This window comes from Syntrophorhabdaceae bacterium (assembly GCA_028713955.1).
GTDB lineage: Bacteria > Desulfobacterota > Syntrophorhabdia > Syntrophorhabdales > Syntrophorhabdaceae > UBA5609.
In genome coordinates this window covers 1-6,776 of record JAQTNJ010000175.1, presented here as the reverse complement: position 1 = coordinate 6,776, position 6,776 = coordinate 1, and the positions used below count along the sequence as shown (strand labels likewise).

Annotated in this window: 7 protein-coding genes; all 7 read right to left on the bottom strand. The window is 48.1% G+C overall.

Features of this window, described 5'->3' with window-relative positions; genetic code table 11:
- Positions 1-589, bottom strand: a 589-nt coding sequence (locus tag PHU49_12785) for a potassium-transporting ATPase subunit KdpA (protein MDD5244882.1), incomplete at its 3' end; no start/stop codon positions are given.
- Positions 590-956: 367 nt separating this feature from the next.
- Complete coding sequence (locus PHU49_12780; protein MDD5244881.1) at positions 957-2,309, bottom strand: sigma-54 dependent transcriptional regulator; 1,353 nt, start codon at positions 2,307-2,309, stop codon at positions 957-959.
- 398 nt (positions 2,310-2,707) lie between these two features.
- Positions 2,708-3,601 (bottom strand): lysophospholipid acyltransferase family protein, encoded by an 894-nt coding sequence (locus PHU49_12775; GenBank protein ID MDD5244880.1) that lies wholly within the window; start codon positions 3,599-3,601, stop codon positions 2,708-2,710.
- A 6-nt stretch (positions 3,602-3,607) separates the two neighbouring features.
- Complete coding sequence (locus PHU49_12770) at positions 3,608-3,784, bottom strand: Trm112 family protein (GenBank protein ID MDD5244879.1); 177 nt, start codon at positions 3,782-3,784, stop codon at positions 3,608-3,610.
- Between the two features lie 12 nt (positions 3,785-3,796).
- The gene (locus PHU49_12765; GenBank protein ID MDD5244878.1) at positions 3,797-5,512 is read right to left on the bottom strand and encodes a 30S ribosomal protein S1; all 1,716 of its coding nucleotides are present in this window, start codon (positions 5,510-5,512) and stop codon (positions 3,797-3,799) included.
- A gap of 9 nt (positions 5,513-5,521) precedes the next feature.
- Complete coding sequence (gene ispH, locus PHU49_12760) at positions 5,522-6,343, bottom strand: 4-hydroxy-3-methylbut-2-enyl diphosphate reductase (GenBank protein MDD5244877.1); 822 nt, start codon at positions 6,341-6,343, stop codon at positions 5,522-5,524.
- Between the two features lie 2 nt (positions 6,344-6,345).
- On the bottom strand, positions 6,346-6,776 hold a 431-nt coding region (locus PHU49_12755), incomplete at its 5' end, for a (d)CMP kinase (protein ID MDD5244876.1).

The window sequence follows — 6,776 nt, the reverse complement described above, 5'->3', positions numbered from 1 at the left end:
AGACGAGAGACCCGATGAGCGACAGGGGAAGCAGGACGTATATGACGGAACGGGTGAGATCAACCCAGAAATTGCCTATTGTGTCTTTTGCACCTGAAACAGAGCTCCGCACAAGCCCTCTTGACAGTGCGAGGGCAACGGCTATGCCTGACGCTGCCGATACAAAATTCTGCCACGTGAGCGCTGCCATCTGGGTAAGATAGGTCATCGTGGTCTCACCGCCATAGGCCTGCCAGTTTGTATTTGTCGTAAAGCTTACCGCCGTATTAAAGGCGAGGTCAGGGGCTATTGGTCCAAGACCCTGTGGGTTGAAGGGGAAGAGATGCTGCAACCTTTGAACACAATAGGTTATGAGAACGCACAACATACTGAAAGAGAGCAGAGAAACCGTATATGCCGCAGCCGTATGCTCCCTTGACTCATCAATTCCGCATATCCTGTAGATAAAACGTTCCGGTCTTCCGAAGATTCCGGGAAGCGGTCTCTTTTTATCCTCGAAGACACGATAGAGATACGTTCCAAGAGGTTTTGCCAGAACGACGATCACCAAAAAATAAACAATAATCTGTATCCATCCATAGAGATTCATGGGAAGCACCTTAAAAACGTTCCGGCCTTAGGAGCGCGTAGACCAGATATATTCCGAGCAATATCGACATAATCATGCCTATTGTATATTCCATGTAACTGTCCCTCCCTACATCTTGCAGAAGCCGGTCATGTAGACCCAGGCCACCACGAAAAACACCAGCATTACAATGGAGAATATTGTGTCCACCATAAGCACCTCCAGTATTAGTTCTTGCTGACATAATAGCAACCGGCGTGCCATAGAGATATTTCTTATAATACCAATGTAATCAGTGGGTTATTGTTATTGAAGGGAGATCGTGGAATTGCAATATGAAAGACGAAGGCCTGACGATGTTGCACAATGCAATGTCAGGGAGGAGATGTTACTCGTCGTCGAGTTTTTTTCGTTTACGCCAGAGGGTCGAGGCATCAATGCCCAGCACCTGAGCCGCCTCTTCAAGGGAGGCAGAACGTGCCAGCACTGTCCTGATATGCTCTTTTTCTATTTCTTCGAGGGTGTGATCGCCGCCGATCCTGGCTGACCCGGATCCCTCACGGAAGACCATTCTCTCCGGCAGATATTCCGGTTCAATGGTTCGTGACGGACATAAGATCACGACCCGTTCTATGACATTGCGAAGCTCCCTGACATTTCCCGGCCAGGGATATGAGACCATCACTGTCTTTGTCGGTCCTGAGAGCTCCGGGAGCGGTTTTTTTTCATCCCTGGCAAAAAATGAGAGGAAGCTGTTTGCCAGGGGGATAATATCCTGTTCCCGTTCCCTGAGCGGAGGAACCGTAACCTCGATAACGTTTATTCTGTAGAGGAGGTCTTCCCGGAACCTCCCTTCCTTTACTGCCTGCTCCAGGTCCTTGTTTGTTGCGGCAACAATCCTTACGTTTGCCTGACGGGTTCTTGTCTCACCCAGGCGCTCGAACATTCGCTCCTGTAAAAATCTCAACAGCTTGGCCTGCAGACCAGGAGATATCTCGCTGATCTCGTCTAAGAACAATGTCCCGCCTTCGGCTATCTCTACTGTTCCCTGTTTATCCTGAATGGCGCCCGTGAAGGCACCACGTGTGTGTCCGAAGAGTTCACTGGTCAGGAGTTCCCCGGAAAGCGTGGGGCAGTTGACCGTAACAAAAGGTCTGGCGCCGCGAGGACTCTTCATGTGAAGGGTACGGGCGAGAATGCCTTTCCCTGTGCCGCTTTCCCCTTTGATCAACACCGTTGCATCTGATGGCGCCGCTTTCATAATTGTATCGAGCGCCGCCTTCATCTTTGGCGATCCGGTATCAAAGGTTATTTCAGGGACAGACTCTTTTAACCGGCTTTCGAGATCGGCGATCTTTCGATCCTTCTCTATGGTGTCGGCGATTTTTTCAACGAGATGGCGTATCTGCGCCGGGGTAAAAGGTTTGGGAAGATAGTCTTTTGCGCCGAGCTTTATCGCTTCCACGGCAGTTTCAAAGGTCGCATAGGCGGTAATCATGATAACCGCAAGACCGGGATTCATTTCGAGTATCCGTGGGAGGATTTCAAGGGTGTTTGTTTCTCCCAGTTTGAGGTCCAGGAAGCAAAGATCAAATCGTTCATGCTGGAGGAGACGAAAGGCGGCATCAGCACTGCCGGCAGCCTTTACCTCACACCCTGTGCCCTCAAGGCATACGGTCAGTGTAGACCTGATATTCTTTTCATCATCAACGATAAGAACCCTGGGCATGATACCGGCCATATCAATCCTCAGATGGTATTGTAACAACGCAGAATAGTTTTTTCCATTAATTATTATGGGAAATGTAAAGAAGACCGTTCGGCGGGAACAACCGTAATTCGTAATTCGTAAATCGCAATTCGTGAGGGATTTTTATCCTTTGCTGTCATCGCGAGGCGAAGCCGTGGCGATCTCAAAAGATGGGATTGCCACGCTCCGCTCGCAATGACAAAACGCCGCGCCCTGCGGGCTCGCAAGAAACTTGCCCGGTCACCTCTGCAAAAGCAGGTTTCTCCCATTGATAACCCTCATGCAACGCATGGGGGTTAGATGCTCGCGATGACACTATGCCACGCCCAGCGGCCTTTCACCTTTCACTTTTCATGGATTTCATCCGTTTACGAATTACGATTCACGAATTACGGACTTCGCTTCTCTTTTCTCCCCCATCTTCTGTGTACCCAGAACCATTCGTCGGGGTTTTTCAGAATAATGGATTCCAGGAAGGCGTTTATTTTGCGGGTATTCTCATAGACAAGTTCATTGATGTCGCCTTTTCTCTGAAAGTCAAGGGGAGCCCCGCAGACGATCGTATATCGCATGAAACCTTTTCTTTGGGGATAGATGGGGAGGACAGGTGCGCCTGTTTTCATCCCTATAGTGGCTACTCCACGGGTCGTCGGAACCTTTTCGCCGAAAAATTCCACAAAGACACCGCGCGACCTTTTCTCCCGCTGATCACCGAGTATCGCTATGATCTTATTCTCTTTCAGGTTCTTCATGACCTCTCTGCTGGTGTTTGCGTTGAGAATGATCGTAAGACCGACAGATGCCCGCAGCCTGTTGAGAAAGTTATCTATCAATGCGTGTTTTTTCAGAGGACGCGCGAGGGCAACGACCTCCCGCTGGAGCAGGTGTGATGCGACCCCCATGATATCCCAGTTTGCATAATGGAAAGTGAGCGCTATTATCCCCTTATTTTTTGCGAAGGCCTCATCGAAATACTTCCTGTTCTCAATGGTAAACCTTTCGCTGTACTGTTCTTTCGGGAGGTAGGGCATGAGGATGACCTCTATAAAATTAGTACCCAGTTTTTCAAAACAACTTTTTACCGTTTCAACAGCCCTCTTTTCATCATAGTCGCGGAACACCCTTCTGACATTTGCGATAGCGACATTCCTTCTGCCTTTGAGGAAAAGAAAACCGAGCCTTCCAAAGAAGATGCCCGTTTTCTGCTGGATATCTTCAGGGAGGAAGCGGAGCGTTTGTTGAAGGATTTTGAGAGTTGTAATGAGGATCAGGTCTATGAACACAACTGTTTACGCCGGCTTCACGGGTATCGCTTCGTCTATCAGCATGATAGGTATATCGTCTTTGATGGGATATAAGAGCATACAGGTATTGCATATAAACCCATCTTTGGATTCGTTCAGTTCTATGTCACCCTTGCACTTGGGACAACAGAGGATTCGGAGCAGCTCTTCGCTTACAGGCATATTCCCTCCCTGTTAAGAAATGTTCTCAGGATTATTCAGCTTCATGGCCGGTTCAAGGATATCGCCAAGCGTTGAAAAGGCGCCTTCTCCCTCAGGAGGGGATTCTGTCCCGCCTTTATCCTCCTGCTTTTTAAGTGCCCTGGTGCTCAGTCCGATCCTTTTTTCTCTTTCATTGATGTTCAGAATAACCGCCTTTATCTTATCGTCAATCGCAAAGACCTCTGTCAGCTGTTTTCCCTGTATGTCATCCATCTCGGAGAGGTGGATGAGCCCCTCGATACCCTCTTCAATCTCGATGAAAGCGCCGAAATCCGTGACACTTGTAACGTATCCCTCAATAATGTCCCCTACGTGATACCTCGCCCCAAGTCCTTTCCACGGATCTTCCTTCAGTCTTTTTAAACTGAGGGAGAATTTTTTTTGTTCCTTGTCTATATTAAGCACGAGGGCATCTACAAACATCCCTTTCTTGAATGATTCAGGTATGATCTTTTTGCGCCGTGACCAGGAGATCTCGGAAACATGCACGAGGCCGTCGATGCCGTTCCCGATCCCCAGAAACATGCCAAACTCGGTAAAATTCTTTACCTTCCCCTTTACTATCGAGCCAGGTACGTATTTTGTGGTTAATTCTTCCCACGGATCAGGGGCAAGCTGTTTCATCCCGAGGGATATCCTTTTTTTCTCCGGATCGATGTGGAGGACGAGAAGATCGAGCCAATCACCTTTGCTCACTATCTTACCGGGGTTCTTTATCTTCTTGTCCCAGCTCATTTCGCTGATATGGAGCAACCCCTCTACTCCCTGTTCAAGCTCGACAAACACACCGTAATCGACAATGCCGACAACCTTTCCTTTTACCTTGCTCCCCTCCGGGTATTTCTCTTCGACGTTAAACCACGGGTCCGACTTCAGTTGTTTCATCCCGACAGCGATGCGCCCTTTTTCAGTGTCTATGCTTAAAACTTTTACCTTTACCTCGTCACCAATGCGGAGATATTCTTTCGGGTGGGCGATCTTTCCCCAGGTAATATCATTCAGATGGAGAAAACCGTCCACTCCGCCGATGTCCACGAAAGCGCCATAGTCCGTTATGTTTCTGATGAATCCATAGAGGACCTGGCCATCTTTTGCATTTTTCCAGAATTCCTGTCTTTTCTTGTCCCGTTCTTCTTCCAGGAGCATCCTTCTTGAAACAATAACATTCGCTTTTCTTTTATTGACCTTGATTACCTTGAATTTCAGATGCCTGCCGACAAAGGAAGAGGGATTTTTGACCGGTTTAATATCGACCTGCGATATAGGAAGAAAGGCATTTATGCCGATGTTCACGGAAAAGCCGCCTTTCAGTTCAGAGGTGATAGTGCCTTCAATGGGAGTTCCCCCTTCGAGGGATTTGTCGATCCGTTCCCATGTCCTGATCTCATCGACATGCTGTTTTGAGAGCAGCAGGAGGCCGGACTCTCTGTCTCTCCCTACGATCATTACTTCTACCGTATCTCCAACGCCCACGTCGGGTTCACCCGGTTTCCCCGTGCATTCGCCCATTGGGAGTACCCCTTCTGATTTGAGACCAACGTCAACGATCACCTTCTCCCCATTTATATTGATTACCTTACCCTGTAAGATATTTCCGTCCTGCAGGTTTTTCATCGATGTTTCATAGAGTACCCTCATCTCTTCCTGTGTTTTTTCTTTTTGAGCTGCTGTATCGCCGCTATCTACCATGCCTTCCCCCTAAATATTTTTTACACGCCTCTCCACTATATCTATGATAAGGTCCGGGGTTGAAGCCCCTGCCGTTATCCCGACCTTATGTACATCACGGAACCATTCCGGCCTGATGTCCTTCTCGGTTTCTATCTGGTGTGCCTGCGGCTGCACCATGTGGACAACCTTATAGAGTTTTGACGTATTGGCGCTGTTCTTCCCGCCGACAACAAGCATCATATCAACCTTCCCGGCCAGGGCAATCGCCTCTTTCTGTCTGATCTCAGTGCTTTCACAGATCGTGTTATAAACCCGCAGCTCCTGTACATCTCCTGCAAGCTCCCTTACAATATTGACAAATGTACCCTTATCGAGCGTAGTCTGGCTAACCACCCCAACCTTTTTTGCTTCAATTACAGCCGGTTCCTGCAATACAATACCATCGTTGTCCAAATAACTCAAGACACTTTTCACTTCCGGATGGTTTTTATCTCCTATGATTACAACCTTATAGCCGTTTTTCTTAAGGTATATGGCATGCCTTCTGACCCTCTTGACAAAGGGGCATGTGGTGTCGATCGATTTGAGCCCTTTCTGCCTGATGTATTCCTCCTCATCCTTTTTGATCCCGTGAGTTCTGAAGACAACAACCCCTTCATTTATCCGGGAGACGTCCTCAACAGGGGTAACTCCTTTTTTTTTCAGGATATCTACCATTTGAGGATTGTGGATGATAGGTCCTATGGTACAGACCTTGTTCTTATTCTCCTCGACCTCTTTCAAGACCATTTTTATAGCCCTTCTTACACCAAAACAGAAACCGATATTTTTTGTTTTTAAAACTTCCATCACTACCTCTTTTCCCTGACATGTTTTAAAAGGATGTCGAGGACCCCCCGGATGTCTATCCCGGTTGTATCGACATACACTGCGCCCTCCGGTATAATGAGAGGTGCAATACTCCTTTCGGAATCGTTTTTATCCCTTTGCGACATATCCTTTTTTACTTCTGTGAGTCCCGTATCGATGCCCTTTGATCTGAACTCAAGATGTCTTCTTTGCGCCCGTTCTCCCGGATCGGCATCAAGGTAGAATTTTATATCTGCATCGGGGAAGACGACACTTCCCGTATCCCTCCCTTCCAGTACAACGCCGCCATCCTTCCCGATCTCCCGCTGTATCTTCGTGAGATATTGCCTCACGGAGCTTTTCTGTGAAAGGCTCGAAGCCAGTAATGAGACGTCCGGGGTCCTGATCTCGTCAGAGATGTCCCTGTCCTCAA

What these genes read in the sequence shown, in the direction of transcription:
- PHU49_12780 (MDD5244881.1), bottom strand. Translation starts at nt 2,309, where the DNA reads ATGGCCGGTATCATGCCCAGGGTTCTTATCGTTGATGATGAAAAGAAT.
- PHU49_12770 (MDD5244879.1), bottom strand. Translation starts at nt 3,784, where the DNA reads ATGCCTGTAAGCGAAGAGCTGCTCCGAATCCTCTGTTGTCCCAAGTGC.
- PHU49_12765 (MDD5244878.1), bottom strand. Translation starts at nt 5,512, where the DNA reads ATGGTAGATAGCGGCGATACAGCAGCTCAAAAAGAAAAAACACAGGAA.
- ispH (MDD5244877.1), bottom strand. Translation starts at nt 6,343, where the DNA reads ATGGAAGTTTTAAAAACAAAAAATATCGGTTTCTGTTTTGGTGTAAGA.